The organism is Methylobacter sp. (assembly GCF_023227905.1).
Taxonomy (GTDB): Bacteria; Pseudomonadota; Gammaproteobacteria; order Methylococcales; family Methylomonadaceae; genus Methylobacter_A.
The window spans coordinates 48,946-75,746 of sequence record NZ_JALOCF010000014.1 but is presented as its reverse complement, the minus strand read 5'-3'; the positions used below and the strand labels follow the sequence as shown (position 1 = coordinate 75,746).

At 48.2% G+C, this 26,801-nt stretch carries 31 protein-coding genes; 12 read left to right on the top strand and 19 right to left on the bottom strand.

Annotated features, from left to right (window positions below; translation table 11 throughout):
- Positions 1 to 157: 157 nt before the first annotated feature.
- The 3 genes from cysN to cysD all read right to left on the bottom strand — a co-directional run bounded on the left by cysN (position 158) and on the right by cysD (position 3,133).
- Positions 158 to 1,783, bottom strand: coding sequence for a sulfate adenylyltransferase subunit CysN (cysN, locus tag M0R47_RS08010; RefSeq protein ID WP_292552843.1), 1,626 nt, complete (start codon positions 1,781 to 1,783; stop codon positions 158 to 160).
- Positions 1,784 to 1,845: 62 nt separating this feature from the next.
- Positions 1,846 to 2,163, bottom strand: a complete 318-nt coding sequence (locus tag M0R47_RS08005; protein ID WP_292552840.1) for a four helix bundle protein — start codon at positions 2,161 to 2,163, stop codon at positions 1,846 to 1,848.
- Positions 2,164 to 2,224: 61 nt separating this feature from the next.
- The gene (gene cysD, locus M0R47_RS08000) at positions 2,225 to 3,133 is read right to left on the bottom strand and encodes a sulfate adenylyltransferase subunit CysD (protein WP_292552837.1); all 909 of its coding nucleotides are present in this window, start codon (positions 3,131 to 3,133) and stop codon (positions 2,225 to 2,227) included.
- A 290-nt stretch (positions 3,134 to 3,423) separates the two neighbouring features.
- Between cysD and M0R47_RS07995 the strand changes: the two genes are divergently transcribed.
- Both M0R47_RS07995 and M0R47_RS07990 read left to right on the top strand, forming a co-directional pair.
- Positions 3,424 to 5,955 (top strand): EAL domain-containing protein, encoded by a 2,532-nt coding sequence (locus M0R47_RS07995; RefSeq protein WP_292552834.1) that lies wholly within the window; start codon positions 3,424 to 3,426, stop codon positions 5,953 to 5,955.
- Between the two features lie 43 nt (positions 5,956 to 5,998).
- Entirely contained in the window at positions 5,999 to 6,352 is a 354-nt protein-coding gene (locus M0R47_RS07990) for an outer membrane protein assembly factor BamE (protein ID WP_292552831.1), read from the top strand.
- 81 nt (positions 6,353 to 6,433) lie between these two features.
- On the opposite strand, the gene M0R47_RS07985 is transcribed toward M0R47_RS07990, so the two are convergent.
- Complete coding sequence (locus M0R47_RS07985) at positions 6,434 to 8,032, bottom strand: NAD(P)/FAD-dependent oxidoreductase (RefSeq protein WP_292552829.1); 1,599 nt, start codon at positions 8,030 to 8,032, stop codon at positions 6,434 to 6,436.
- A 147-nt stretch (positions 8,033 to 8,179) separates the two neighbouring features.
- Here M0R47_RS07985 and M0R47_RS07980 point away from each other — a divergent pair, with 147 nt between their 5' ends.
- Positions 8,180 to 8,395 carry a DUF2905 domain-containing protein gene (locus M0R47_RS07980; RefSeq protein ID WP_292552826.1) on the top strand — a complete coding sequence of 72 codons (216 nt, stop codon included), beginning with the start codon at positions 8,180 to 8,182 and terminating at the stop codon, positions 8,393 to 8,395.
- A gap of 106 nt (positions 8,396 to 8,501) precedes the next feature.
- Positions 8,502 to 8,891 (top strand): response regulator, encoded by a 390-nt coding sequence (locus tag M0R47_RS07975; RefSeq protein ID WP_292552823.1) that lies wholly within the window; start codon positions 8,502 to 8,504, stop codon positions 8,889 to 8,891.
- A gap of 73 nt (positions 8,892 to 8,964) precedes the next feature.
- Here M0R47_RS07975 and M0R47_RS07970 read toward each other — a convergent pair whose 3' ends face one another.
- A complete protein-coding gene (locus M0R47_RS07970; protein WP_366513178.1) occupies positions 8,965 to 10,248 on the bottom strand; it encodes a DEAD/DEAH box helicase in 1,284 nt (427 codons plus the stop codon).
- A 227-nt stretch (positions 10,249 to 10,475) separates the two neighbouring features.
- Here M0R47_RS07970 and M0R47_RS07965 point away from each other — a divergent pair, with 227 nt between their 5' ends.
- Positions 10,476 to 11,174: a rhomboid family intramembrane serine protease gene (locus M0R47_RS07965; RefSeq protein ID WP_292552819.1), complete on the top strand. Its 699-nt coding sequence runs from the start codon at positions 10,476 to 10,478 to the stop codon at positions 11,172 to 11,174.
- Between the two features lie 123 nt (positions 11,175 to 11,297).
- Complete coding sequence (locus M0R47_RS07960; protein ID WP_292552816.1) at positions 11,298 to 11,624, top strand: hypothetical protein; 327 nt, start codon at positions 11,298 to 11,300, stop codon at positions 11,622 to 11,624.
- 88 nt (positions 11,625 to 11,712) lie between these two features.
- Here M0R47_RS07960 and M0R47_RS07955 read toward each other — a convergent pair whose 3' ends face one another.
- Positions 11,713 to 12,465: a ceramidase domain-containing protein gene (locus M0R47_RS07955; RefSeq protein WP_292552813.1), complete on the bottom strand. Its 753-nt coding sequence runs from the start codon at positions 12,463 to 12,465 to the stop codon at positions 11,713 to 11,715.
- A gap of 89 nt (positions 12,466 to 12,554) precedes the next feature.
- On the opposite strand from M0R47_RS07955, the gene M0R47_RS07950 reads away from it, so the two are divergent.
- The 3 genes from M0R47_RS07950 to M0R47_RS07940 all read left to right on the top strand — a co-directional run bounded on the left by M0R47_RS07950 (position 12,555) and on the right by M0R47_RS07940 (position 15,832).
- A complete protein-coding gene (locus tag M0R47_RS07950) occupies positions 12,555 to 13,145 on the top strand; it encodes a LemA family protein (protein WP_292552810.1) in 591 nt (196 codons plus the stop codon).
- A gap of 16 nt (positions 13,146 to 13,161) precedes the next feature.
- Entirely contained in the window at positions 13,162 to 15,132 is a 1,971-nt protein-coding gene (locus tag M0R47_RS07945) for a M48 family metallopeptidase (protein ID WP_292552808.1), read from the top strand.
- Positions 15,133 to 15,457: 325 nt separating this feature from the next.
- Positions 15,458 to 15,832: a DUF2784 domain-containing protein gene (locus M0R47_RS07940; RefSeq protein ID WP_292552805.1), complete on the top strand. Its 375-nt coding sequence runs from the start codon at positions 15,458 to 15,460 to the stop codon at positions 15,830 to 15,832.
- A gap of 31 nt (positions 15,833 to 15,863) precedes the next feature.
- Here the strand turns inward: M0R47_RS07940 and M0R47_RS07935 are convergent, their stop codons facing one another.
- Positions 15,864 to 17,414 carry a cation:proton antiporter gene (locus M0R47_RS07935; protein WP_292552802.1) on the bottom strand — a complete coding sequence of 517 codons (1,551 nt, stop codon included), beginning with the start codon at positions 17,412 to 17,414 and terminating at the stop codon, positions 15,864 to 15,866.
- A 155-nt stretch (positions 17,415 to 17,569) separates the two neighbouring features.
- Between M0R47_RS07935 and M0R47_RS07930 the strand changes: the two genes are divergently transcribed.
- Together M0R47_RS07930 and M0R47_RS07925 are read left to right on the top strand one after the other, a co-directional pair.
- Positions 17,570 to 18,190, top strand: a complete 621-nt coding sequence (locus M0R47_RS07930; RefSeq protein ID WP_292552800.1) for a MarC family protein — start codon at positions 17,570 to 17,572, stop codon at positions 18,188 to 18,190.
- A gap of 83 nt (positions 18,191 to 18,273) precedes the next feature.
- Entirely contained in the window at positions 18,274 to 18,726 is a 453-nt protein-coding gene (locus tag M0R47_RS07925; RefSeq protein ID WP_292552796.1) for a CBS domain-containing protein, read from the top strand.
- 154 nt (positions 18,727 to 18,880) lie between these two features.
- Here the strand turns inward: M0R47_RS07925 and M0R47_RS07920 are convergent, their stop codons facing one another.
- From M0R47_RS07920 to atpD, 12 genes are all read right to left on the bottom strand, one after another.
- Positions 18,881 to 19,159 (bottom strand): hypothetical protein, encoded by a 279-nt coding sequence (locus tag M0R47_RS07920; protein ID WP_292552794.1) that lies wholly within the window; start codon positions 19,157 to 19,159, stop codon positions 18,881 to 18,883.
- A 153-nt stretch (positions 19,160 to 19,312) separates the two neighbouring features.
- Complete coding sequence (locus M0R47_RS07915) at positions 19,313 to 20,137, bottom strand: FoF1 ATP synthase subunit gamma (RefSeq protein WP_292552791.1); 825 nt, start codon at positions 20,135 to 20,137, stop codon at positions 19,313 to 19,315.
- The gene (locus tag M0R47_RS07910; RefSeq protein WP_292552789.1) at positions 20,134 to 21,666 is read right to left on the bottom strand and encodes a F0F1 ATP synthase subunit alpha; all 1,533 of its coding nucleotides are present in this window, start codon (positions 21,664 to 21,666) and stop codon (positions 20,134 to 20,136) included. The genes M0R47_RS07915 and M0R47_RS07910 overlap by 4 nt, the downstream gene beginning before the upstream one ends.
- The gene (locus M0R47_RS07905) at positions 21,653 to 22,402 is read right to left on the bottom strand and encodes a F0F1 ATP synthase subunit delta (RefSeq protein ID WP_292552786.1); all 750 of its coding nucleotides are present in this window, start codon (positions 22,400 to 22,402) and stop codon (positions 21,653 to 21,655) included. Before M0R47_RS07905 ends, M0R47_RS07910 begins: the two co-directional genes overlap by 14 nt.
- Before the next feature lie 69 nt (positions 22,403 to 22,471).
- Positions 22,472 to 22,843 carry a GxxExxY protein gene (locus M0R47_RS07900; protein ID WP_292552784.1) on the bottom strand — a complete coding sequence of 124 codons (372 nt, stop codon included), beginning with the start codon at positions 22,841 to 22,843 and terminating at the stop codon, positions 22,472 to 22,474.
- A 42-nt stretch (positions 22,844 to 22,885) separates the two neighbouring features.
- Positions 22,886 to 23,152, bottom strand: coding sequence for an ATP F0F1 synthase subunit C (locus M0R47_RS07895; protein ID WP_292552782.1), 267 nt, complete (start codon positions 23,150 to 23,152; stop codon positions 22,886 to 22,888).
- Between the two features lie 3 nt (positions 23,153 to 23,155).
- Positions 23,156 to 23,821, bottom strand: coding sequence for a F0F1 ATP synthase subunit A (locus M0R47_RS07890; RefSeq protein ID WP_292552781.1), 666 nt, complete (start codon positions 23,819 to 23,821; stop codon positions 23,156 to 23,158).
- A gap of 78 nt (positions 23,822 to 23,899) precedes the next feature.
- Complete coding sequence (locus M0R47_RS07885) at positions 23,900 to 24,250, bottom strand: endonuclease domain-containing protein (RefSeq protein WP_292552779.1); 351 nt, start codon at positions 24,248 to 24,250, stop codon at positions 23,900 to 23,902.
- A gap of 43 nt (positions 24,251 to 24,293) precedes the next feature.
- Positions 24,294 to 24,557, bottom strand: a complete 264-nt coding sequence (locus M0R47_RS07880) for an AtpZ/AtpI family protein (protein ID WP_292552777.1) — start codon at positions 24,555 to 24,557, stop codon at positions 24,294 to 24,296.
- A gap of 2 nt (positions 24,558 to 24,559) precedes the next feature.
- Positions 24,560 to 24,964, bottom strand: a complete 405-nt coding sequence (locus tag M0R47_RS07875) for a F0F1 ATP synthase subunit epsilon (RefSeq protein ID WP_292552775.1) — start codon at positions 24,962 to 24,964, stop codon at positions 24,560 to 24,562.
- A gap of 42 nt (positions 24,965 to 25,006) precedes the next feature.
- Positions 25,007 to 25,132: a hypothetical protein gene (locus tag M0R47_RS07870; RefSeq protein ID WP_292552773.1), complete on the bottom strand. Its 126-nt coding sequence runs from the start codon at positions 25,130 to 25,132 to the stop codon at positions 25,007 to 25,009.
- Positions 25,129 to 26,523: a F0F1 ATP synthase subunit beta gene (atpD, locus tag M0R47_RS07865; protein WP_292552771.1), complete on the bottom strand. Its 1,395-nt coding sequence runs from the start codon at positions 26,521 to 26,523 to the stop codon at positions 25,129 to 25,131. The genes M0R47_RS07870 and atpD overlap by 4 nt, the downstream gene beginning before the upstream one ends.
- A gap of 156 nt (positions 26,524 to 26,679) precedes the next feature.
- Between atpD and M0R47_RS21910 the strand changes: the two genes are divergently transcribed.
- A complete protein-coding gene (locus M0R47_RS21910; protein ID WP_366513179.1) occupies positions 26,680 to 26,793 on the top strand; it encodes a type I restriction enzyme endonuclease domain-containing protein in 114 nt (37 codons plus the stop codon).
- Positions 26,794 to 26,801 lie beyond the last annotated feature (8 nt).

Below are 26,801 nucleotides of genomic sequence, written 5' to 3'. Positions count from 1 at the left end.
GCTTACCGTATCAGGTTGAAAGAATAAATGAGTTTTTCATCTTACATTATCTTCTGCCAATGTCAGAATTGATTCCCTTGCAATAAATGAGGAGACTAAGAAACTCACGCACTGCTGTTGGAGCGGCACGCTGGGTAGCCGCTCCTGTAGCCAGATTTTAATAGATAATCTTTTGATCTTTCAGGCCGTTGTAAATGTCATCAAGGGCTTGACTATCGGTATTAAAACTAATATCCGCCAAATTGTCGCTGTGATTGACGCATAGGCAAATCAATCCGGCGTTTTTGATAGCGTCTATCAGCGATGTGTCCTGAGTCTCTAAAACGGTTGTGGCATGGCCGTTATCGAATAATTTCCGCTCCAGCTGATAAGCGGCCTCCTTGCTGTTCGCCCCGGTCAGGGCAACCGCTGTGGCTTTTTGGCTAAAGCGCGCGGCGCGTTCTTTGGCGCTGACCGGTTGCAGGCTTTCCTCGCCGGTGCTTCCGGTAATCATGCCTGCGCCGACGGTGCCGTTGGTAAGGCGATCGATGATGATGAATGCGCCAGTGCCTTTATGGGTAAGGTACGGATCGAAAACCACCGGCGCGTTCACGGACACCGTGCAGGAGCCGATCTCATTCAAATGCAACTCGGTAGCGTCATGGTGTTCGAGGGTGTTAACGTCGATTCTGTGGTGAATCATTGCGATAGAACCCGGCACACTGCGCGTTGCCAGTTTGATGATGTATTGCTTGCCCGGCGCCAGCGCATTTTCAGCCATCCAGACGATAGTGGCTTTGAATTTGTCCGATACGGTTGCTGGTGATTGTTCGGTGCCGACTATCGTATCGCCGCGGCTAATATCGATCTCGTTTTCCAGCGTTAAGGTGACGGCCATCGGCGAAAATGCTTGTTCCAGCTCACCGTCATAGGTCACGATAGACTTGATTTTGCTGCTTTTTCCTGAGGGCAGGGCGGTGATCTTGTCGCCTTTTTTAAAGATGCCGGATGCTACCGTACCGCAAAAACCGCGAAAATCGAGGTTGGGGCGGTTGACGTATTGCACCGGGAAACGGGCGTCTTTGAAATTGCGGTCATTGGCGATTTCGATGCTGTTCAGCGCTTCCATCAGCGGCAGACCGGTAAACCAAGGCATGTGCGCGCTGGGATTGACCACGTTATCGCCGTCCAGCGCCGACATCGGGATAAAGGTGATGTCCTGCAAAGCCAGCGACTGGGTAAAATCCAGGTAATCCTGTTTGATTTTGTTGAAGGTCGCTTCGCTATACTCAACCAAATCCATTTTGTTGACGGCGACGATAATATGATGAATGCCCAACAACGACGCAATAAAACTGTGCCGTTTGGTTTGGGTCTGCACGCCGTAGCGGGCATCGATTAGGATGATCGCTAAATCGCAGGTTGAAGCGCCGGTCGCCATGTTGCGGGTGTATTGTTCGTGCCCCGGAGTGTCGGCAATGATGAATTTACGCGTGGCGGTGGAAAAATAGCGGTACGCCACGTCAATGGTGATACCTTGTTCGCGTTCGGCTTGCAGGCCGTCAACCAATAATGCCAGGTCGATCTTGCCGGCACCGGTGGTGCCTGATTTGGCGCTGTCGGCCTGGACCGCGGCCAACTGGTCTTCATAGATCATTTTGGAATCGTGCAGCAGGCGGCCGATCAGCGTACTTTTGCCGTCGTCGACATTGCCGCAGGTTAAAAAACGCAATAATTCCTTGCGTTCATGTTGAGCCAAATACGCGTCTATATCGGTACTGATTAAATCGGATTGGTGGGACATGGGGTTTCCAAAAATAAAAATTATATTGAGTTAGGCGAAAGGCTCAAGGCAAAAGGCGAAAGCTAGGCTGACCGTGATTTTATTAGAGCGGACAGCATTTTTGAAATGTGTTCTGCTTCGTTTTTCCAGGAAATACCTGTTTCTTTTGGAATGTAGCCAATTTCGATACCTATGTAGATTTGAGTACGCAATTCACCGGAGGAGCCTTTTGCGTAATAAAAGAATTTCTTTGAATCTTTATCGCTGCCCCTCTCAAAACCTTCTGCTATGTTGCTGGGTATAGACAAGCAAGAGCGTGATATCTGATCTTTAAAACCAAAATCTTTACAAGTACCAAGCCTTTGTAAATATCGACACAAAGTCGTGATGAGCGCCGCCAAACATCCAAGTCTTCAAATCGCGCCATCTTTTAGCCCTTAGTCTTTCGCCCTTTGCCTGCTTTTAAAAATAGCCTTCACGCTTTTTCTGCTCCATGGAACCGGATTGGTCGTGGTCTATCAACCTTCCTTGGCGTTCAGAGGTGGTGGTTAACAGCATTTCCTGAATAATTTCCGGCAGCGTCGTTGCAGTTGATTCAACTGCGCCGGTTAGCGGATAACAGCCTAAGGTGCGGAAACGCACCATTTTCATTTCTACTTTTTCGTCCGGGCGGATCGGCATGCGTTCGTCGTCGACCATGATTAGCATGCCGTCGCGGTTAACGACAGGTCGTTCCTTGGCAAAATACAGCGGTACGATCGGGATATTTTCCAGGTGGATGTATTGCCAGATGTCCAACTCTGTCCAGTTGGACAGCGGGAATACCCGAATGCTTTCGCCTTTGTCGATTTTGCCGTTGTAGATGTTCCATAACTCGGGGCGCTGGTTTTTCGGGTCCCAACGGTGGTTTTTATCGCGGAACGAATAAACCCGTTCCTTGGCGCGTGATTTTTCTTCATCACGTCTTGCACCGCCGAACGCGGCGTCAAATTGGTATTTATCCAGCGCCTGCTTGAGGCCGTCGGTTTTCATTACGTTGGTGTGTATTTGGCTGCCGTGCGTGAAAGGCCCAATACCTTGGGCTATGCCTTCCGGATTGATATGAACCAGCAACTCAAGACCCAGTTTCCTGATCATCTGGTCGCGAAACTCAATCATTTCCTTGAATTTCCAGGTGGTATCCACATGCAGCAGCGGGAAAGGCGGCTTACCGGGATAAAAGGCTTTCATGGTCAAATGCAACATGACGGCGGAGTCCTTGCCGACGGAATATAACATCACCGGCCGTTCAAATTCGGCTGCAACTTCACGAATGATATGAATGCTTTCAGCTTCCAGTTGTTTAAGGTGGGTCAATTTATAATCAGTCATTAAAAGTCCATCAGGTTTAAAAGTCGCGCTATATTTATTGAATGCGCTCAATAAGAAGCTGGCTATTTTAATTTGAACGGACTTTTAATGCCAGATTTGCTTGGGATTTATTGACGATTGAGCGGCTTATGGGGTGTAAATAAGATCCGAAAAGTTAACGCAATTGGATTAATCGCAGTCTCGGCGTCGATAAATTATTGAGCGCTAGTTGGTGTTTATCAGGACCGAATTTTAGTTAATACCGCCTTGATGATATTATTCGTAGGCTAAGCCTTACAAATAGAGGATACATGAGCAATTTTGATTTAAATGCCACTTCGATAAAGGATATCACCCAAACCCGGTTATTGACTTGTTTACCCGATGAGTCGATACACGATGCGGCGGTCAAAATGACGGAGCAAAAATGTAGCGCTATTTTAATTGTGGCGGATAGCGAAATCATTGGCATCTGGACCGAAAGGGATGCATTGAAATTTGATTTTTCAGTCCCCGATGCACGCTCCAAGCCTGTTTCAGAAAGCATGAGCAGTCCGGTTATATGTGTTAATGAAAACGTGAGCTTAGAGGAAGTTTCACTCAAGTTTAAAAAAGACGGTGTTCGGCATTATGTTGTTATCGATGATCATGGCAAACAGCAGGGCATTATTTCTCAAACGGATGTGATCAAAAAACATAATTTTGAGTTCTTCCTGGTTTTAAAAACGGCGGGCAGCGTATTAAAACCTATTCCACCGATGATCAAATCAACGCAGGGCATAGCTCAAGCCAGCAAGCTTATGAATTCCTCACATTCAGATGCGGTAAGAGTTGAATTTTCTGACGAATCAATCGGTATCCTGACTGAACGGGATGTGGTCAAGGCACTGGCTTCTTCAATACTGAACCCGACTGTTGCGGATTATGCGAGCCGGGATCTCGTGACCGTCAATGAGCACGAAAGCCTTTATCAAGCGAAGAAAATAATGCTTAGAAACGGTTTTCGCCATCTCGGTATTACCGATAATAGAAATAATTTAATCGGCATCATTAACTTGACTGACATTTTGGCGGGATTTCGCAGCACTTATGTAGAAGAGCTTAAAGAATCCCTGGCACACAGGGATGCATTGTTAAAGGATTCGTTAAAGAGCCTTTGTTTAGCGAAAAAGATTATTGATAATACCCAGGAAGGGGTTATCACCACCGATAAGCATGTCGTCATCCAGACCTGTAATGCCGGCTTCACCAGAATTACCGGCTACACGGAAGAGGAGGTTATTGGTAAAACCCCCGCCATTATCAGTTCGGGACGGCATGATAAAAAGTTTTATAACGTCATGTGGGAGAAAATCAATAAATATGGTTTTTGGCAAGGCGAAATCTGGAATCGGCGTAAAAATGGCGAAATTTATCCCGAGTTGTTAACCATTACCGAAATCCGGGACGATGAGACCAATGAAATAAGTAACTATGCCGCTATTTTTAGTGACATTAGTCAGTTAAAAAATGACGAGGAAGAAATTAAGCGGCTGGTTTTTTACGATCCTTTAACCGAATTGCCCAATCGGCGTTTATTAAATGATCGTTTGGCCCAGGAGTTGGCGATTACCGGAAGATCAGGGAAGAACGGCGCACTGTGCATTATTGATTTGGATCATTTCAAGAACATTAATGAAACCCTCGGGCATTCAGCCGGGGACAGGATGCTTGTGGAAGTTGCCTACCGGTTAAAGCTCTGTGTCAGGGATTGCGATACGGTGGCTCGTATCAGTAGCGATGAATTTGTTGTTATTTTGACTGAATTGAGTGGACAAATAGAACAGGCATGCAATGAAGCCAGATATATTGCCGAAAAGCTGCAATATAGCATTTGCCAGGCTTATTCGGTTATGAACCACAAGTTATATATTTCTTCGAGTATCGGCATCGCTATGTTCTCGGAGGATGCCAACATACCTGACGATTTACTGAAACAGGCAGGCACGGCGATGTATCGCGCTAAAGAAAGCGGCCGTAATATGCTGCAATTTTTCCAAAACAGCATGCACGAAGCCGCTATGGAAAGAATGCTGATCGAGAAAGAACTACGCCATGCTTTGGATGAAAATCAGCTGTCTTTGTATTATCAGCCACAAGTCGATTATCACGGTAAGCTGGTTGGAGCTGAAGCGCTTATTCGCTGGAATCACCCCCAAAAGGGTTTTATTCCGCCTGACAAGTTTATTCCTATTGCAGAAGAATGCGGATTGATTCAGGCGTTGGGTTCTTGGGTGCTTGAGCAGGCATTTATTCATCTTAGGCAGTGGGATAAGCAACAGGCGCATTTGCCTCATTTAGCGATTAATATTAGTCCGAGGCAGTTTTATCATGAGGATTTTATCGGCATACTTAGCAAGCTTGTGAAGCAATACCAGGTAAGTCCGTCAAGAATCATGCTGGAATTTACCGAAGGGTTATTGATGAATGATGTCGATGTCGCTATTGATAAAATCAAGCAGCTGAAAAAACTAGGGTATACCTTCTCAATAGATGATTTTGGTACCGGCTACTCATCATTAAGCTATTTAAAACACTTGCCGGTGGATCAATTAAAAATTGATAAGTCTTTTGTGGAAGATATTACTAAAAATGAAGATGAGGCTATTTTTGTAGGCACCATTATTGCGATAGCTCGGCATATGAATCTGGGGGTTGTTGCGGAAGGTGTTGAATCAAAAATGGAGCTGGAGTTTTTAAAGCAGAATGGATGCCTTTGCTACCAAGGTTATTATTTCAGCAAGCCATTGCCTGAACGCCAGTTTTTTGAACAGTGGCTTAAAGAAGGCGAATCAATAACTTAACACTATTAATAGCACAGTATTTTTTAACTATATGGCGAGTAAAATGAAAATTTATTGTTTGGGCTCAACACACTTTGCAGGGTTGCTGAAAAAAACGTTAGGCGGCTTGTTTGTGTCGATGGTTTTGTTAACCTCAGGATGCGCTACGGTTGGGCATGAATTCCCTACCGCCCCGGTATCAACCATCAAGATAGGGGAAACCACCCAGAATGACATCTATACCACATTCGGGAATCCTTGGAGAACCGGCCTTGATAGTGGCATGAAAACATGGACCTACGGTAATTACTATTACACCTTGTTTGGTGATGGTAGTACCGAAGATCTGGTTATTAAGTTTGACAAGCATGGCGTTGTCTCCTCGTTTGTATTTAATACGACCAAACGCTCGAAGTGAGCTAAGCCCAGGTAACTTCAGATTACAGGAGAGGCTTTAATTGAAGCTTCTCTTGCCTCTTCTTTATGGCAAATGCAAAGGTTATTTGCTCATGTCCAAAGCCAACGCCTCGGCGACTTTGATGCCATCCACGGCAGCGGAAAGAATTCCACCCGCATAGCCGGCGCCTTCTCCGGCAGGGTACAGTCCTTTGACGTTCAGGCTTTGGTAGTACTCGTTGCGCTTGATGCGGATTGGCGATGAGGTGCGGGTTTCAACGCCTGTCAACACGGCGTCTTTCATCGCAAAGCCTTTTATTTTTTTATCAAAAGCCGGGATGGCTTCGCGTATTGCCGTTATTGCATATTCCGGCAACGCCGAACTGAGATCGCACAAATGAACGCCCGGCGTATAGGATGGCTGTACCGAGCCTAGCTGTGATGAAGGCCGATGAGCGAGAAAATCGCCAACCAGTTGTCCCGGGGCCTCATAGGTTTCTCCTCCCAGCTTAAAGGCGGCGGCTTCCAGGCGGCGTTGAAAATCGATGCCTGCCAATGGATGTCCGGGATAGTCGTCAGGCGTAATGCCAACGACAATGCCGCTGTTGGCATTGCGCTCGTTTCGCGAGTATTGGCTCATGCCGTTGGTAACCACATGTCCCGGTTCCGAGGTGGCGGCCACTACAGTGCCGCCAGGGCACATGCAAAAGCTGTACACAGAGCGTCCGTTGCTACAGTGATGCACCAGCTTGTAATCGGCAGCACCCAGTAACGGATTGCCGGCATTGCTGCCCCACCTACAAGTGTCGATTAATGACTGCGGATGTTCTATGCGAAATCCAATCGAAAAAGGTTTGGCTTCAATGTAAACGCCTCGGTCGTACAGCATTTTAAAAGTGTCGCGCGCACTATGGCCGACCGCCAGTACTACATGATTAGTATTAATCGTTTCTCCGCCGGCGAGTGTTACGCCGCGAACCTGTCCGTTATCGATGAGGATGTCATCAACCTTGCTTTGGAAACGGATTTCGCCGCCCAAGGACTCGATAGTCGCACGCAGCTGTTCGACTACGCTTACTAGCCTGAATGTGCCGATATGAGGCTTGCTGACATGAAGAATTTCAGGCGGCGCGCCGGCTTTGACAAATTCAGTGAGCACTTTGCGCCCGTAGTGATTCGGATCCTTGATCTGGGTATGCAACTTACCGTCGGAAAAAGTACCGGCGCCGCCTTCGCCAAATTGCACATTGGATTCAGGGTTGAACACGCCTTTGCGCCAAAGACCGAAAGTGTCTTTGGTGCGCTCCCGCACTTCTTTTCCACGCTCCAGGATGATCGGACGAAAGCCCATTTGCGCAAGAATCAGCCCGGCAAACAGCCCGCAAGGACCTGTGCCGATGATAACAGGACGCGATGCCAGGTTCCTTGGCGCCTGAGTGACAAAATGATAAGTGTTGTCGGGCGTTACCGAGATGTGCGGGTCGTCTTGCAGGCGATTAAGAATCGCTGGTTCATTTGTTGTTTCGATATCAAGGGTGTAAACAAGCAAGATTGCATTGCGTTTGCGCGCATCAAAGCCTTGCCTGAATATTGTATACGTGATGAGTTTTTCCGCGCTGATGCCAAGCCGATCAAGTATGGCAGTTTTGAGCATGTTTTCCGGGTGATTAAGTGGGAGTTTAAGTTCAGTGATTCTCAACATGTAATGTGTTCCGATAGGTTCCTGCACAGAACCGACTGTTTTTTCTGGTCGCAAGATAAAATAATGATTACTATTTTACCTTAACGGGGGCTTTTCTTGTTAGCAAGACATAATGGTTGTGAATAAACATTAAAGTGAGGGCTACAAATGACACTCGGAAAATTGTTGGCAGCGATTGGCGTTATTTTGGTGGTTATCGGGCTTGTTGTTAGTTATGCGCCTTGGCTGGTTAACTGGTTTGGCAAATTGCCCGGCGACATACGTATTGAGAATGAGCAACGATTTATATTTATCCCGATTACTTCTATGCTCATTGTTAGTGTTATCTTAACGCTAATAGTGAACCTTTTTTTTCGTAAATAGTGAATTACTCTGCATTATTTTTATATTCTATTGTCGAGTACCTCTAGTTCTTGTAAAATGCTTTAATTAAGTATTGCTGTGCCCATAAGCATAATTTGGAACAAGAATGGAACTATCACAAGAATTGCTACAGAAAAAAATTCTGATTGTAGATGATGCAGCTTCAATGCGTACACTAACCAAAGCTATTCTGCGAGAGGCCGGATTTACCCACGTTTTTGACGCGCCGGGTGGGGAAGAAGCACTGCTAATGATGAAAAAGGTAAGAATCAATATCGTGGTATGCGACTGGAACATGCCGGGTATGAGCGGTCTCGATTTGTATAAGACCGTTAAAGAGGATGAAAAACTAGTTACACCTCCATGGATAATGTTGACGTCTTCGTCCGAAGGAGACAAGGTTAAGGAAGCCATTATGGCAGGAATAACGTCTTATATTGTTAAACCCTTTAAGCCTGATAACTTGGTCAAACAGGTAATAGGTAAGCTTTCTTAATCCAGTAAGTCGGTTATCCAAACAAAAAAGCCCCGTTCGCAATCGAGTATTGCGAACGGGGCTTTTTTTATGTCTAGCTTATTTCTACGCTTGGCTTAGCTGTAGGTGCACGCCTTTTACCGATATTCTTCTTGTCCCTGTGCCGGATTTTGACTTTTTCGGCAGCCGCTTTTTTAGGTTCTATTTTCTTTTTGCCGCCCGTTGCCTTTCCGGACGCTTTAAGTTTTTTAGGGCCTTTATATTTGCCTTCCAGCTCTTTGATACTGCGCTGTTTGAATTTCTGTTTCAAAAAACGTTCAATGCCGGACATTAAATTCCATTCGGTGTGCTTTACCAACGCAATCGTCAAGCCCAGTTCATCGACCCTGCCTGTCCGGCCTATGCGATGGATATAATTGATGCCGTTTCTTGGTACATCAAAATTAATGACCAGATTGATGCCCTTAATGTCCAGGCCGCGGGCGGCAAGGTCGGTAGCAATCATGATGTTGACTGTACCTTCGCGGAATAATTCCATCATCCGGTTGCGATCTTTTTGATCCATTTCGCCATGCAGCACGCCGACGCGGAGTTTTTGGCCGCGAAGCGGTCCGCGAAGAGCGTCTGCCTGAATCCGGCTATTAGTGAAGATCAGCGCCTTATCATAGGTTTCATTTTGCAACAGCCAAGCCAGTAATTTTTGCTTATGATCATTGTCGTCAGCCAGTACAATTTGTTGCTCAATGTTTCGGTGACCGTCATGCAGGGTATTTAAAGCTACGACTTCATGATTTTTCAGCAACTTGTCAGCCATTCTGATAACGCCGAAATGCGTCAAGGTGGCGGAAAACAGCAAAGTTTGCCGCTGCTCATTGCAGCTGTTGGCGATGGTCAGTACGTCTTCGCTAAAGCCCATGTCCAGCATGCGGTCGGCTTCATCCAATATCAGCACGTCCAGGTTGCTAAAATTAGGTATCTCTTGCTCCATCAGTTCCAGCACCCGGCCTGGGGTCGCAATAACAATTTCCGTGTTTCTGCGGAGCATGTTCTGCTGTAGCCTAAAATCATCACCACCGGTGATCAGGCCTGTTTTCAGGTCGGTAAATTCAGTGAGTTGTTGGCAGTTTTTAAAGATTTGTTGAGCCAGTTCTCGGGTCGGGGTCAGTATTAATGCCCGTACACCGGGTTTTCTGGAGGGCAGGGTTAACAGATGGTGTAGTGCGGGCAGCAAGAATGCAGCGGTTTTGCCGCTACCTGTTTCGGCGCTGACCAGCAGGTCTTTATATTCCAGAGCAAGGGGGATCGACTGTAGTTGCACGGGCGTAGGCTGCTCAAAACCAAGTCTTTTAACTGCCGTCAGCAATTGTTCGTCTAGCAATAGGTCTGAAAATGATGGAGTTTTTTTTATGGGATTAGAATGCATGAATCTTTAAGTGGGTTGCTAAAGTGCAAGGATGATAGGAATCAATCTTTGCATGTATTATAAGCTTTTTGCGCTCAGGGTTATGATTAAATAACTATTTATTGCAAATCGGTTTTTTAGCTTTTAAGCTAGGTTAGCCATAAAAATAACGTCTCTGCGTCTACATAGATCAGGAAAAAGCCATGATACCAATTAGAGATACAGCGCCCTGCCATTCAAGACCTTTAGTCACTTGGGGAATAATGGCCATTTGTATTATCGTTTTTGTGGCAATGAAATTGATGCCCGATCAGTTAAGTTACCGGCTGATTAATCTTTACGGCATGGTGCCTATTCGCTATACCAACCCTTATTATGGACTGCCTTTCGATGGTTACTTGTCTTTTTTGACCAGCCTGTTTTTGCACGGAAACTGGCTGCATCTTATTATGAATATGTGGTTTTTGTTTATATTCGGCGATAATGTCGAGGACAGAATGGGGCGGCTGCCATTTTTGATTTTTTACGTGGTATGCGGCCTTTTAGCGACTTTTTTACAGTGGCTGTTCGACCCCAACCTGGCTATCCCTGTAGTAGGGGCGTCAGGCGCTATAGCTGGTGTGTTGGCGGCTTATTTTTTTCTTTATCCGCTTGAACGCGTTGTAGTGTGGATTCCTATATTGTTTTTACCTATAGTCATTCATGTTCCAGCCATTGGTTTTTTAGGGTTGTGGATTTTGGTTCAATTACACAGTGCGACAACAGCAATGATATTTGGAGGGGTTGCTGTCGATGTGGCTTGGTGGGCTCATTTAGGCGGCTTTATTGCCGGCTCCGTTTTATATCGCTTTTTTCTTCGTAAAAATGAACCGGACCAAGCCGAAAAAAATGAATTATTTTGACGGTGTTAAGGTATAATTTGACGCTTCAAAAAGCGGTTTTTATTGACGACTACATACTAGGGTCGAGAGTCATTTTCTGACTAAAAAGCCTCCCTTAAGATCTATCAGGAAATTGAAAGGAATATGAAAAAAGTTAACGTTGCGTTGGTCAGGCTACTTCAGTTTGTAGTTTTTGTGGTGTCCGTATTCATGGTAATAGTCTATTTTGGCGCCATGGTTTTATTGCCTTTGGATGCCGTTGTATTACTTATAAAACTGCTGGGAGTTGTCGGACTTAACGGCTTTATTGCAGCTTTGATCGCCGTTCCGGCTGTCGGTTATTTAGGCTTGATGGTCTATAAAACACCTGGGCTTTGCAAAATGATTGTCGATACGGGTGTTGACATAGTCAAGACAAGCAAGGCAAGAATTGAAGCATTCAATGAAATTGCTGATGCGGTAAAAGCTTAATTTTTTCGGGAATTCGATTTCAAAAAGGTGTGCCGATTTCGGCACGCCTTTTTTTGTGTCTGTAACTTTTTCAATGTCTTTTCCGAGATCAGCGCCGTTCCCGCAACGCCCAATAAAAAATCAGCGCCCCGAACGCGGCAAGCAAGTGTTTTAACGAGTGTCCACTGAGTAACCCAAGAATACCGTAAAGCCCAGCATCGAACAGTTCCATGAGCTTGGAGACGGCATAAATGCCAATAATGCCCCAGATATAGTTATCCCCGTTCAGTTTTGAATCAAACTGCCACAGAATCAGCGGTATCAACAAAATCGGTAAAAATTGCACCAGCGCGTAAACGCGCAAATCGCCGTGACCGTTCAGCTCCGTCACATGCCAGTAAACCACTGAGGCAATGCCTAACATCAGCAACGGGACAAATAATCTCCATGCCAGCCGGGTTGAAATATATTCCCCGACAATAGCACTGAACAAGGCCATGAAGGCTATCGTCATCGGCAGGCGATCCCACAGCAGGGTTTGATTGTCAGGCCGGTAGTGGTAATACGCCGAGCCGAAACCGATTAACAGTGTTCCGATAAAGAACGTCAAATACATCGCCTGAAGTTCGACCAATCCGCCGGTTGCCTTATGTGACGCAACCAACCTGATTCCCATGATGCCGATGATGACAAACGGCAAATTGGACAGCACATTAAAAAAATTGGCTATGCCGACGATGCGGCGCTGATCGGCAAAGTCATGGTAAGCCGGATCCTGGGCAATGGGCTCGATGTTAAAAATACCGATAATTGCGATAACAATTATCGCCAACATAATTTTCAGGCGTTTATCGACGAGCATAAGACATAAATTACTGGCAATAACAAAGGACAGAGTGTAATCCCTCTTGTATGATTAAAGCATCCTTTGTATTTCATGGAGATAATGTCATGCCTGTATTGCTCGTGTTAATCGGTTTTATCGTCATCGTTGCATTGCTTTTTATCAGCATTTACAACCGGCTCGTTAACTTACGCAACGGCGTTAAAAATGCCTTTTCCCAGATAGATGTTCAATTGACCCGGCGTTACGACCTGATACCAAACCTGGTTGAAGCTGTTAAAGGCTATATGAAGCATGAACGGGAGACGCTGGACGCGGTGATCAGTGCGAGGAATGCGGCGGTGACCGGGCTTAAGGCCGCCGGGGCAAATCCTTCCGATCCCGGAGCGATCCGGCAACTGGGCAGCGCTGAGGCTACGCTTCAGGGCAGCTTGGGCAAGATGTTCGCCTTGGCTGAGGCTTACCCCGATCTCAAAGCCAATCAGAATATGATGCAGTTTCAGGAAGAACTGGCATCCACCGAGAATAAAGTGGCTTTTGCGCGTCAGGCTTTCAATGATGCGGTGATGACTTATAACAACGGCCGGGAGAATTTCCCGAACAACATCCTGGCCGGCCTATTTAATTTTAATCCTGCCGAACATCTGGAAATAGAAACGCCGGAAAAACGCCAAACGCCGAAAGTTTCTTTTACTTAAGACTTGGATAAAGCCGATGAATTTCTTTCAGAGCCAGGATAATGCCCGTCGCCAGACCCGTTCCCTGATATTGATGTTCATACTGGCCGTGATTGCCATCGTTGCGGCGGTCAATCTGGTGATAGCAATGCTGATCGTTAATATGGGCAATGAAGCGGGAATTGCGACACTGCCCGATTTTAACTGGATCATGAATAACCTGGCGTTGGTGACCGGTATTTCAGTGTCCACTATCGGTTTTATCAGTCTGTCCAGCCTATACAAAATCGCGTCATTGAGCGCAGGCGGAGGAAAGGTTGCCCGTAGTCTTGGCGGCACGCTGATTACCGCTGAGAGCAAGGATCCGCTACGCCGCCGTTTGTATAACGTCGTTGAAGAAATGGCGATTGCATCCAGCATTCCTACGCCGGAAGTTTACGTATTGGAACAGGAGCCTGGCATTAATGCCTTCGCGGCAGGATTTACCACCGGCGACGCGGCAGTGACCGTTACTCGCGGCACTTTGGAAACGCTTACCCGAGATGAGCTGCAAGGCGTAATCGGCCATGAGTTCAGCCATATCCTCAACGGCGATATGCGCTTAAGCACACGGCTGATGGGCGTTTTGTTCGGCATTTTGGTCATCGGCCTGATCGGCAGAGCGGTGTTGAACAGCGCCCGTTACGGTACCAGCCGTTCCGACAACTCCCGCCGTGACAATACGGCCGCTATTTATCTGGCCGGTTTAGGGCTGTTTTTAATCGGCTATATCGGCGTCTTTTTCGGCCAGCTGATCAAGGCGGCGGTATCCCGGCAGCGTGAGTTTCTGGCCGATGCCTCAGCCGTACAATTTACCCGTCAGACCCAAGGCATTGCCGGCGCGCTAAAAAAAATAGCCGCCGCCCAGCAAGGCTCTAAACTACAGGCCGCAGATGCCGAAGAAGTCAGTCATATGCTGTTCGCCACCGGCCTGTCATTCAGTTCGTTATGGGCAACACATCCTCCTTTGGTTCAGCGTATCAAAGCATTGGAGCCGAATTTTGATGAGTCTGAAATAGAAAGGCTTGCTGAAGCAATGCCGTCCCAAACCCAAACCCAAAGCGGCTCGGAAGATTCTGATCAAAGCGTATCAACTGCCGGGTTTGCGCCGCAACGTATTGCCATAACGCCGGATGCAGTGACAGAAACAGTAGGTCTGCCTGCTGAAGAGCATATACAGTTAGCTTCAGCCTTGCGGCAGTCGGTACCCGAAAATCTGTATCGCGCCGCCCATTCCGGCGCTGATGCTCTGCCGCTAGTGTTGGCGTTGCTGCTCGATGCGAATGAACCCGTGCGCCGGACACAGTTAGACCTTATTGCCCAGCAATTAGGTGGGACGACGGTCATGGCGACCGAAACTTTGCAGCTGGATGTACAAAAACTGGATACAGCGTTCCGCTTGCCGTTATTGCAAATCACCTTTCCGTTGATTAAAAACCGGCCGATGGAACAGCTTGAACGCATAGCCGACCTGGTGCATGAATTGATTGAGGTTGATGGAGTGATTGACACGTTCGAGTTTGCTTTGAGCTGCGTTTTAAAAACCCACTTGAATGATGCCGCTCACCCACAACGCCGGCAAGACTCTCTTCGTTTAACACAGATACCGGAAGCCGTCGGCGTGTTACTTTCGGTAATGGCGAAGCAAGGACATGCCGAAACCGGCGAGGCCTATCAAAAAGGCATGGAGTCCTTGGGGCGCTATGAGCCGCGTATAAAAATGCTGATCGACACAAAACAGTGGCCGAACTATGAACCGCTCCAGAATTGGGTTCCTGCCGCAGAGGCAGCGTTGAGCCAACTGGACAGACTGCATATGCTGGACAAACAAGCGCTGGTCTCCGCGCTGGCTCTGACAATATCACATGATGGTAAAGTCAGCGCTCATGAAGCGGAACTGCTAAGAGCAATATGCTCAACCTTGCATTGCCCGTTGCCGCCGTTTGTTCTTAATGCCGGTAGCATCTAGCTTGTTTTTGGTATATTCTCAATAAGGCTGTACGGGGGCCTAAATGCTCAGTTAATCGGTACTTAGGCAAATCATAAAAATATTTAATGTGGGTAATAAACATGGCCGCAATAATTTATATTCTAACTGTAGTGTATGTAATTTATGTCATCTATACCGTATTAACCGATAAGGAAAAAGGTGCATGACTAGAGCTGTCGCACGCTTGTGGTGTGAAACTCAATAGGCTGGGTTTCGAAGGTTTACTTACCTACGAAGCTACAAACTTAATCGATCCCGACGGTTAAGCCATCCTATTGCCGGGGGTGGGGATCTGGCAAATTAAATGATATATCGATTCTTAGCCGACTCTGTTCTTATTGTCCATCTCCTGTTTATCGGCTTCGTCGTTTTTGGTGGGCTGTTCGCGCTTCGCTTTCGCTGGGTTGCGCTGGTTCATATTCCGGCCGCCTGTTGGGGGGCATATATTGAATTGGCCGGAGGGCTGTGTCCGCTTACGACAATAGAAGTCGGATTTCGCCGAATGGCCGGGGATGCGGGTTACTCCGGTAGCTTTATTGACCATTATCTCCTGCCCATCATCTATCCTGCCGGACTCACCAGAGACATCCAGCTTTGGCTGGCGGGCTTAGTCATACTGGTCAATGTTGCGATCTACAGCAGGCTCATTTACCGGTTGCGGCTTTCCCGGCCGACATAGCCGATGGTCATTTCCGGCCTGTTTGCTGATGTTACGCTTCCAAGTCGGTCTGATAGGTTGAATCCAGCAATTGTCCGGTTAATTGTTTGCCCGCTTCGATCAACGGATGAATGACAAAAGTCGCTCCCAAGTCATACAGTTCGGTTTCCTCGTGGTCATGAAAACAAATCGTTCCGATCGAACCTGAGAATTGCAGGTTTTTCAATTGCCTGATCGATGATGACCGGACTTCGAATGCCGGCATGGTCAGGACAATCCCTTTGATTTTTGCCAAGGGCAGGTTCTCCCATAGCGCAGAGTCTTCGGCATCGCCGTAAATCACCCTTCGCCCCTCGGCCAGCAAGTTTTTTAGATTGATAGGGTCGGCATCCAGGCCCAACACCCGCATATCCTGCTGTTTAAAAGCGAGATAGGCCGACATGCCGGTGCGGCCCATGCCCACCACCAGCCATTCCGCGCCCCCGATGCTGCTGGGCAGCCGGTCCAGATGGTCGACCTTGCGTTCAAAACGAACTAGTCCCGGTTCCAGAAAGGAAAAGATACGGTGCGAAAACCGATTCAAGGGCGCGGCAATAGCCAGGGAAAGCGCAACCGCCAGACCGATGACCGCTTCCCACGCCGGGGGAAGCAGTTCCGCCTTGACCACGACACTTGAGGTGATCAAGGCAAACTCGCTGTAGGTCATCAAGGCCAGTGCGGAAACAAAAGCCGTGCGGGCGCGTAACCCGACCAGTAAAAACAACGCGAAGAACAGCAGGCCCTGCAATGGCAATAAAGAGACTAACTCCAAGACCTGTAGGATTTCGTCATAGCCCGGCAAATCGGCCAAACCGATTTGCAGGAAAAAGGCGGCTAAAAAAGTTTCCTTCAGGCCCCAGAGTTTTTTAGACAGATCGTCTATGTCGGCGTGTCCGGCCAGCATAACTCCCATCATCAGCGCGCCGATGTCGCTGGAAATGCCGACCTTTTGCGCCAATACGCCGCCTGCCAAAGCCAGCGCGATGCCCAATAACAATTTCAATTCATCGTTGCGGCTGGCGCTAAGCAGCCGATAGGCCAAAGGGCGAAGCAACGGCAGCAGCAACAGACACAGTGCCCAGGGCGAGGGTTGCTTGTTATTGGCGACAGCCAGCAGGCCGATCGCAACAATATCCTGCAATATTAATATGCTTAACACATCGCGGCCGTACAAAGTGGACAGTTCGCCGCTATCTTCCAACACCTTAATCGCGAGAATGGTGCTGGAAAAAGCCAAACTCACGCCAATCACCAGGCCGCCGGTCACCTGTCCATTAAAGCCAAAGTAGACCAGCGCGGAAACCAGGGTGACGACCAGGAGATGCAAGGTGCCGACGCTAAGCACTTCGCGTCGCAACAGCGAAGAAAGCTTCAACTTCAGGCCGACCGTAAAGAGCAGCAGCTCAATGCCGATATCGGCTAAATGACTGAGCGTTTCGTTAGGCTCAACGCCGGAAAGGTTTAAAACATACCCCGCTATCAGGTAGCCCACCAAGGGGGGCAAATGTAATCGGCTGGTTACCAAGCCTGCCAGATAAGCGGTGCCAACCCAAATTAATTCCATAATAAAACCTGTCCCGATAAGTACAATTACTAATTATGATAGCGTAAATTTTGTTTAAAATGGATCGTCATGTAAATAACAGAATAAGTCTTATAAACGATCAGGAACGTTTTTTCACTTTAAAAAGTTGAAGTTGATGTCACATAGGAGGGCAAGTGCTTAATAAAATAATCCACGACGCTCTCATGATTTGGGTAACTATTGAACCGATTGGGACTGTTGCTCTTTTTGCGGTAATGACTACCCGGCTTTCGCCGAGAGAACGCAGAAAAATTGCAACAAGGGCGATGGCTTATTCGGCTATCATTCTGCTTGGCGCAATTCTTATAGGGCAAATCCTGCTTGCTGCAATGAACATTCAACTTATTTCGTTGCAAATAGCCGGCGGCATCATTTTATTTCTTTTTGGCCTCCAGATGATTTTTGGTCAAGCGAAAACTGCTTTCGGGCAGTTTGAGCCAGGGCATGATATCGCGATATTTCCGCTGGCAATACCCTCCATTGTCGGACCGGAAGCTATTATGGTGGTGATTTTACTTACTGACAATCAACTCTATTCCGTCACCACGCAGGTAATGACTGCGGCTGTAATGCTTGCCGTCCTTCTAGTTACTTACGTGTTAATGCTTCTCGCAGAGCATCTTTTTCGCATCATTGGGCAGAATGGTGCGGAAATATTGGAGCGTATCATGGGAATAATCCTCGCTACACTGTCAGTTGATTTAATTGTCGATGCGTTTGCCAGCATTGCTCAATGGACTATTCCGAAGCCATAACAGCAAGAAAATAAAACATATCAGCAAGAGGGACAATCCGAAAGAACCGTAGCCCTACCTTAACTTAAGCGGAGGATATGACGATGTCTATTAGTGAATTTTGCAATCGCGAAGTGGTGTTCGCGACCAGAGAAATGAGTCTACCGGAGGCGGCACAACTCATGCGCGAGTATCATGTGGGCGCTCTGGTGGTGGTCGACGAAGGTAAGGGAAAGCGGGTGCCGATCGGCATTGTTACAGACCGCGATATTGTCATAAAAGTTATTTCCCAATCCCTAGATCTCGATGATTTTAGTGTAGGCGACATCATGGGGCCGCAGCTGATCAGCGTGCAGGAAAAAGACGGCGTGTTTGAGACGATTCGACTGATGCGCACCAAGGGCATTCGTCGCATTCCGGTGATTAATCAGGAAGGGGGGCTGGTGGGCATCATCTCGGCGGACGACATACTGGATCTTCTGGCCGATGAGATGGCAGAGTTGGCCAAAGTCGCGCCTCGCGAACAGGAGCGAGAGGCTAAAACAAGGGTTTGTTAACATGACGAAAATGCAGGGCGGTTGCCATTCCTCCGCCGGTGCCGGATTAATGAAATTGTATGGCTTAAAAAAAACCTTCATCGCTGATAAACGATGAAGGTCAACCCCTAAACTAGCGATGCTTGGGCGTATCAACTGCCTATCAATGTTCAGCCTAAGCTTTTGAGTGAGCTTTAATTCCGTAAATTGAATAAACAACGATGATGATTAAATAGACGCAAAGAGCAGTTTTAAATTCACTGGGTTTTTCGGCTAAAGCTCGAGGAATCGCATGGCTGTTAACGATATGACTAGCCGATAGCGTGTCCGGTGAATTTGCCTGACTTAGCGATATCCTGTTCGAAGTAATAATCTTCGGCTCTTCCTGAACTTCAATAGCGGAAACATCGAATGACAAGGTTAATACTGCAAGGCAAGTTAATAAGCTTTTCATAATCATTGCTGCCCGCTCATGGAAAGAGAGTTTACTGAAAAAGATAGCGATACGAAACTATTATTGATTTATTTCACTATGAAGGCAACATTTTTATAGGGGACGGGTACGACTGCATCAACGGCTGATATTGTCCGCAACATTCAGCACCTCTTAAAGATTCTCCGTATTCAACAATATCACTTCAATTTCTTCGGTAATTTCTTCCTGGCGGTAAATCTGGGATTTTTTTTGCAGCCGTATGGTTTCGTCATCAAGATGATTGACTGCGCCTTCCAGATGTTGCTGGCGGCTATTGTTTTCGGCCAACAGCGAGATATAAAAAATCTCATGCAGTACCGCAAATAAATAATGGTCGATCAAGTCTGCAAAAAATTCGCCGGGTTCCAGGTTGAGCACAGGCGGGTGGCCGTAATGAAAGGTTATCTGATTGGGCTGGGCAAAAGGGGGGAACACCTGCCGCCGGCGGATTTGGCCAGATGAGTTATCGTGATAAGCAACAGTCAGTTGTAATGCAGGGGCGGATTTGCCGTGCAATGCGCTGATGGTGTCAATCAGGCGATTAATAACCGTAGGCACTTCTTCGGCGACATTGGCGCCTTCAAGTCTCGCGATGACCTCCTTATCTGCGCCTTCCAAGCGGTTGCAAAGCCGGCTGCCGATCGCAATAATGCCGGTATAAGCCTGGCTTGCGATAGCGTTGATCAGGCTTTCGTTAAAATCGCCGCAAAACCCGCGTTCCGAGCCCACCAAGATGCAAACATGCGCAACGTTGCCCTCTGCGGCGGCCAGGCCGGGATAAAAATCCAGAAAATCCAGTGCCGCGCGTTCGATATTAGCCACGGCCTGACCCTGCATGGTTTTAAAACGCTGCAACTTATGAGTTTCCATGAAAGCCAGGATCTTCATTGAATTTAAAATGCTGCGTATCTCCTTTAGCTGGGTAATATGCAGTTGCAGTTCGCGGCTCAGGCTCATGACGATTTAAGCCACTCACTAAGCGTTTGCCGCCACTGCTCAGGACTGCTTTCCATGGTCAGCGCTGTAGTTTTAATGCCCTGCTCGATGCGAACCAAAAGCCCGGCAATGTCTTCAGGAGCCGCCTGGTTAAACAGCCCGGCATTAAACGCGGTCAGCCAACCCAGCTGGAAAAGGTTGCTGTGCGGAACCTGCCGATCCTGTTTTAATAGCTCGCGCAGCAGTCGGCCCCGTTTGATCCGCGCTTCCATTGACGCTTCCAGACGCTGACCGAAACGGGTGAAGGCTTCCAGCTCCAGAAATTGCAGATAATCCAGCTTCATTTGTCCTGCTTGGTCGCGAATACTCATGTCCTGGGCCTTACCGCCTATCCGCGATACCGAGCGGGTAATATCAATGGCCGGGCGAAATCCTGACACAAACAGGTCATTGTCCAGATAGATTTGCCCGTCGGTAATGGAAATCAGGTTGGTCGGAATGTAGGCGGCAATTTCCCCCTGCTTGGTTTCGATAATCGGCAAGGCGGTCATACTGCCGCCGCCGTTTTCGGCATTCAGGCAGGTCGAGCGTTCCAATAAGCGGGAATGGACAAAGAAGATATCGCCCGGATAGGCTTCGCGCCCTGGCGGTCTGCGCAGCAATAAAGACAACTCCCTGTAAGTCCTGGCATGAGTAGATAAATCGTCATAGATAATCAGCGTATCCCGGCCTTGCGCCATCCAGTATTCGGCCAACGCGCAACCGGCGAACGGGGCGATATATTGCAAGCCGGGCAGGGCGCTGGCTTCGGCGACCACGCACACCGTATAGTCCAGCGCGCCATGGCTTTTTAAGGTTTCGAGGGTGCTGACCACCGCAGAGCGCTTCTGGCCGATCAGCACGTAGATGCACAGCACATTTTTATCTTTTTGATTAATAACGGTATCGATGGCGATTGACGTTCTGCCCAAGCCTTCATCGCCGACGATCAATTGCCGCTGGCCTTTGCCTATCGGAATCAGGGTGTCGATAATTTTAATGCCGGTGTACAGCGGTTTATGGACAAAATCGCGGGCGATAATCGCGGGCGAGGCTTTTTCCAGGTTTTCACGCCCTGTATGGGGCGGCGGAAGCAGTCCGTCCAACGGCGCACCTAGCGGATCGACAACCCGGCCGATAAATTCGTTGCCGACCGGTATGCTCAGCGAGTGCTTGGAAAGGCGAACCGTAGTGCCGGCGGTCAGCGCTTCGGTTTCATACAGCAAAATTGCGCCGATGCGGTCGCGGTTAAGGTCGAAGACCATGCCCCGGCTGCCATCGGCAAAAACCAGGATGTCTTCGATAGCCGCCGACGGCAGGCCTTTGATCCAGCTGATGCCGTCGCCGATTGAAACCACCGTGCCCTGTTCGATAATACGCAGCCCCGGCTGATAGTTAGCCAGCCACTCGGCTTGTTTATCCAGCAGACTGCCCTGTGACCCAGGCTCGACAGCGGTTGCAATCTCACCCTCGAACGCGGGGAATACAAGCGCAGTATCATTCGGGCTCATTGGCAATCTCGGCAAAACCGGTCAGTTCATGTTGCAGGTTGGCATTAAGCACCCAGGCCCCGATGTCCATGCGCAGGCCGGAGATCAGCGCTTGATCCTGACGGTATTGAAAATTGAGTTGACTGTTGATTAATGTTCCCAGCTTTTGTTCCAGTTGCCGGCGCATTTCAACAGGCAGCGGATAGGCGCTGGTTATCTTGATAGGCACCGATTTTTTGGTGCCCATCATGGTCAGGCACAGCTTGCAGGCTTCCGGCAAGGTGACCAGGTTGTCCATCAGCAGCGTAAATAAGCGGGCTTCCAGTTCGGGGCCAGCGGAGTGATGCAACAGCATTCCGGCAAATTTTGCGCCGTTGCGCAAGGCCTGTTTTTCGAGCTGCTGCTGTATCTCCCGCCGCTGTTTCGACAGCAACACACGGGCTTTTTGCCGCTCCTGCTCAAGATCGGCATTCAGCTTGTCCAGGTGCGCTTTTCTTTCGGCTTCCAGCTGCCGGTGCAGGGCGCTGATAGCCGTTTGTTTTTCCTGATCCCATAATTTTTGCCGGTTTTCATAAAGGCTGCATTGTTGTTCCGCCTGTATTTTCAGGTTTTTAGCTTCGCTAAGCGATTGGTCGATAAACTGCTTACGCTTGGCGATGACTTCCAGCACGGGCTTGTAAAAAATCCGCTGTAAAATCCAGATCAGGATCAGGAAATTGATGATTTCAAAAATTAAAGTGGATAGGTTGAATTCCATATGCTTTATTGCCGGTTTGGGTGTTCGGTAAAAAACTATTCACCACGAAGACACGAAGGGCACGAAGTCTTAGATAACAAAACGTTTAATGCCATTTTTCAAGAGTGTCTCATTAAAGTTAATTAGTAATCCTACGTTTAAGCCAGTCAATTTCATGTAGGTGAGTATCTGCGCCTCATGAATTTTTTGTAATTTTTCAACGCTTTTCAATTCAATAATCAGCTTATTTTCTACCACAAGATCAATCCTATACCCACAGTCCAGTTCAATGCCCTTATAGGTAACAGGCAATAGTTGTTGTACTGCATAAGAAAGTCCTGCAAGGTGAAGCTCATGCTCTAAACACTTTTCGTAAGTGGATTCCAACAATCCGGCTCCTAAAGTTTTATGGACTTCAATCGCACAGCCGATCACTTGTCTTGATAAATCGTCAAATTCCATATCTTCGTGTCCTTCGTGTCTTCGTGGTGAATTCTTTTTCAATCATTTAAGAACGTATTCAAGCAGCGGATTCCGAAACAGCACAATCAAAATAATAACCAGACAATAGATAGCCAACGATTCGATCATCGCCAAGCCGATAAACAAGGTGCGCATAATCGACCGCTCCGACTCCGGCTGCCGTGATAAGGCATCCAAGGCGCTGCTGATGGCTTTGCCCATAGCCAAGGCAGGGAGCATCACTCCCAGCGCGATACCGATAATAGCGGCGATGCTGGATCCAAGGACAATCGAGGCGATGTCTGACATAAATTACTCCGGTGAATCATGTTGTTGGGATTGTATGGCCCCGGCCACATAGACCAGTGCCAGCATACCGAAGATATAGGCCTGTACCAGCGCTTCAATGATATGCAGCATTAAAATAGGAATTGGCACGAGAAACCCTGCCACCAGCAGTACCAGCAAGGCCGCCATTTCCAGGCTCATGATATTGCCGAATAAACGGACAGCCAATGCCAAGGTACGGGTCAATTCGCTGATAATATGGAAAGGCAGCAAAATCGGGCTGGGGCTCAAGTAATGGCGCAGGTAGTTTTTCAGACCCTGGGTTTTTATGCCAAACCAGTGCACTGAGAAGAACACCAGTATTGCCAGTGCCGAGGTCACTGAAAGATCGCGGGTTGGCGAATGCAAGCCGGGTATCAAACCGATCAGGTTGGCAATGATCAGGAACAGCCAAAGGGTCGCAATAAAAGGCAGGATTAGCCGTCCGTGTTCGGGTGCGACAGCGACGATAGCCTTGTCGATAGCCACTACAATGCTTTCAACGGTAGTTTGTAATTTACCCGGCAGCATTTCCAAACGCCGCGTTGAAAGCCAGGCTAACGCGGTAATGACCAGCATGATGCCCCACGTGGTAATGACGGATGTGGCTATTACCACCGGGCCGAGAGCAAAAGCAAATTCGTTTTCCATGATTTAGCCTGATGTATCGTAAAAAAGCCCTCTCCAGAGGGAGAGGGTTGGGTGAGGGGAATAAAAAAGCTTATTTTATTAATCCCTTTCATCTCTACGTTTCAGAATTGTTAAACGGATACTTTCCATAACGCCTTCAGTATTTTTAAAGACATCATTATTCCAAAAACGACATACTTCAAATCCTCGTTCTTTAAGAAAATCAGTTCTTTCTTTATCATACGCAATTTGGTCAAAATGTTGAGAACCATCCAATTCAATAATTAACTTTAGCTCCAAGCAAACAAAATCAGCAATATAAGGTTCAATAGGGAATTGTCTACGAAATTTCATGTTTAACAATTGTCGGTTCCTTAGCTTTTGCCATAACAAGCGTTCCGCATCAGTTTGGTTTTTTCTTAAAGAACGTGCGTTGTCAGTTAAAGTCAATTAAATTCCCCTCACCCAACCCTCTCCCTCTGGAGAGGGCTTTTTAATCCTTAATCAGAAAGTACACGTTAAAAACTCCGATCACTATGCCTAAGAACAATAAACTGAGCGTCCAGTGCGTCGAGTAACCCTCCACCATGTCGTCCAGCCAGTGGCCTAAATAAACGCCGCCGATAATAGGCAATATCATGACCAGACCCAATGTGCCAAGCGAGGGCAGGTTCGGCCCCTGATCATGTTGTTCCGCTTTTTTGATGCGCTTGACCTGATTTTCAATTTTGTCTTTAAGTTGTTTTTGATTACTCATGGCTACCAACCGGGTTTACGTTTAAGCGACATCATGCGCTTTAGCATGGCCTGTTCCATTTGATGCAGGCTATCCTTGGTTACGCGCAGGTTTTCTTCTTCGGCGATCAATTGCTGCTCCAATAAGGCACTGATCCGCTCAAGATCGGTGTCGATCAGGAAATGCCGGGTGCTGATCGATAGTTCGTTATTGTTGAAATACACAACCGCGCCCGGCAGGGCCAGATATTGCCACTCTTCTGTCTCCAGACGAAAACGCGCCAGACCGAAAACCAAGGTAGTCATAAACCGCGCATGATTAGCTTGAATTCCAAAGCTGCCCGAAGCGTCCTCGCCGACAAACGAGGTAACGCCTTCGATGCGCTGTTCATGGCTTGCATCGAACAGGTTTAGTGCGAATTGGCTCATCCTGGAAAACCCTTTTGCCCACGAAAACCAAAAGTAGGCGCCTTAGGCGACACAAAAAGCACGAAAAATACCATAACGTAGGTTCTTATCTAAAGTCTGGATAATTGGAGCTGTGCCATTTTGTGTCTTTCGTGCTTTTCGTGGATAAACCGCTGTTTTTAGGTTCATAGACTTTCCTGCATCGATCCGCGCATATAACATTGATCTTCGGTTAGCTCGTCATAGCGCCCTGCCAAAAAGGCTTCGCAATCGGTCAGGGTTTGCTCCAGTGGCACCGAAACCCCGGTTTGCTTAGTAGGCTCGGCCAAAACCGCAAACGGCTGGGTCAGATAGCGTTGCAATTTACGGGCGCGCAGAACTATTTTCCGGTCGGCCTCGCCTAATTCTTCGATGCCCAGCATCGCGATAATATCCTCCAGTTCGTGATAGCGCGCCAGATGCTCGCGCACCCCCTTGGCAACTTCATAATGGCGATCTCCCAGGGTATGCCTGTCCATCAGTTTGCTGCTGGAGCGCAATGGATCGACGGCGGGATAAATGCCTTTGCTGGCCTGGTCCCGGGACAGGATAACCGTGGTATCCAAATGACTGAGGATGGCGCTGACCGCAGGATCGGTCATATCGTCGGCCGGAACATAGACCGCCTGCACCGAAGTGATGGCGCCCTGCCGTGTGGACAAGATGCGATCCTGCAACTCGGCGACTTCCGTGGTCAAGGTCGGCTGATAACCCACGGTAGCGGGCATGCGGCCCAGCAGGCTGGAGATTTCGCTGCCGGCCTGAACAAAACGGAAGACATTGTCGACCACAAACAGCACTTCCTTATGCAGCGTATCGCGGAAATATTCGGCATAGGTCAGGGCAGACAACGCGATGCGAAAGCGCACGCCGGGCGATTCATCCATTTGCCCGAACACCAGCAGAGTATCGTCCATGACCCCCGCCTGCTGCATTTCCCGCCATAACTCGTGGGCCTCACGGATGCGTTCGCCGACACCGGCAAAGACCGACACGCCCTTGTGGATCGCGGAAACGGCATGGATGAATTCCATAACCAGCACGGTCTTGCCGACCCCCGCGCCACCGAACAGGCCGGTTTTGCCGCCTTTAACAAAAGGACATAATAAATCGATGACTTTAATGCCGGTTTCCAGAATGCCGCTGATGCCGATGGCTTCGGATAACGGCAGCGGTTTTGCGTGAATATTGCGGAATTCGGTTTCAGGTAATGGCGACAGCCCATCCAGCGGTTCGCCAAAAATATTCAGCAACCGTCCCAAACATTGCTCGGATACAGGGACATGCAATGGCGCGCCGGTGTCGTATACGGTCATGCCTCGGCTTAATCCGGCCGTGCCGTGCAGGGTAATAGCCCGGATATGCCGCTCATCAAGATGCTGGTGAACTTCGAAAAGATAGGTGGAATGATCGAAACAGGTACACAAGGCTTGGCGCAAAGGCGGCAGCTGGATGCAGTCGATAATCACCACCGGGCCATGCACCTCATCAATAGTGCCTATGATTTGGCCGTGTTCCTGTTGTACCTGCAAACTGTCCAATAGCGCCTACTCCAAAGTTGACGAAACAAGTCTTGATAGGAATCTACTTAAAATACACGTGTATGGCAAGCAATTCGCATGGCTCAGCGATAGCGGCAGCACCAAAACAGGCGAGATGGGATTACCCATTCAACGCCTCGCGGAACGGTATGATAGATACTGGTTCGGCGCACGTTGCAGCGTTACAAGTATCCGCCGGACAAGGCGGCGGAAGCGATTGAGCTGGTTATGAAGCAGGCGGAATCGCTGGCGGACTCATGGACATCTTAAATACGGGG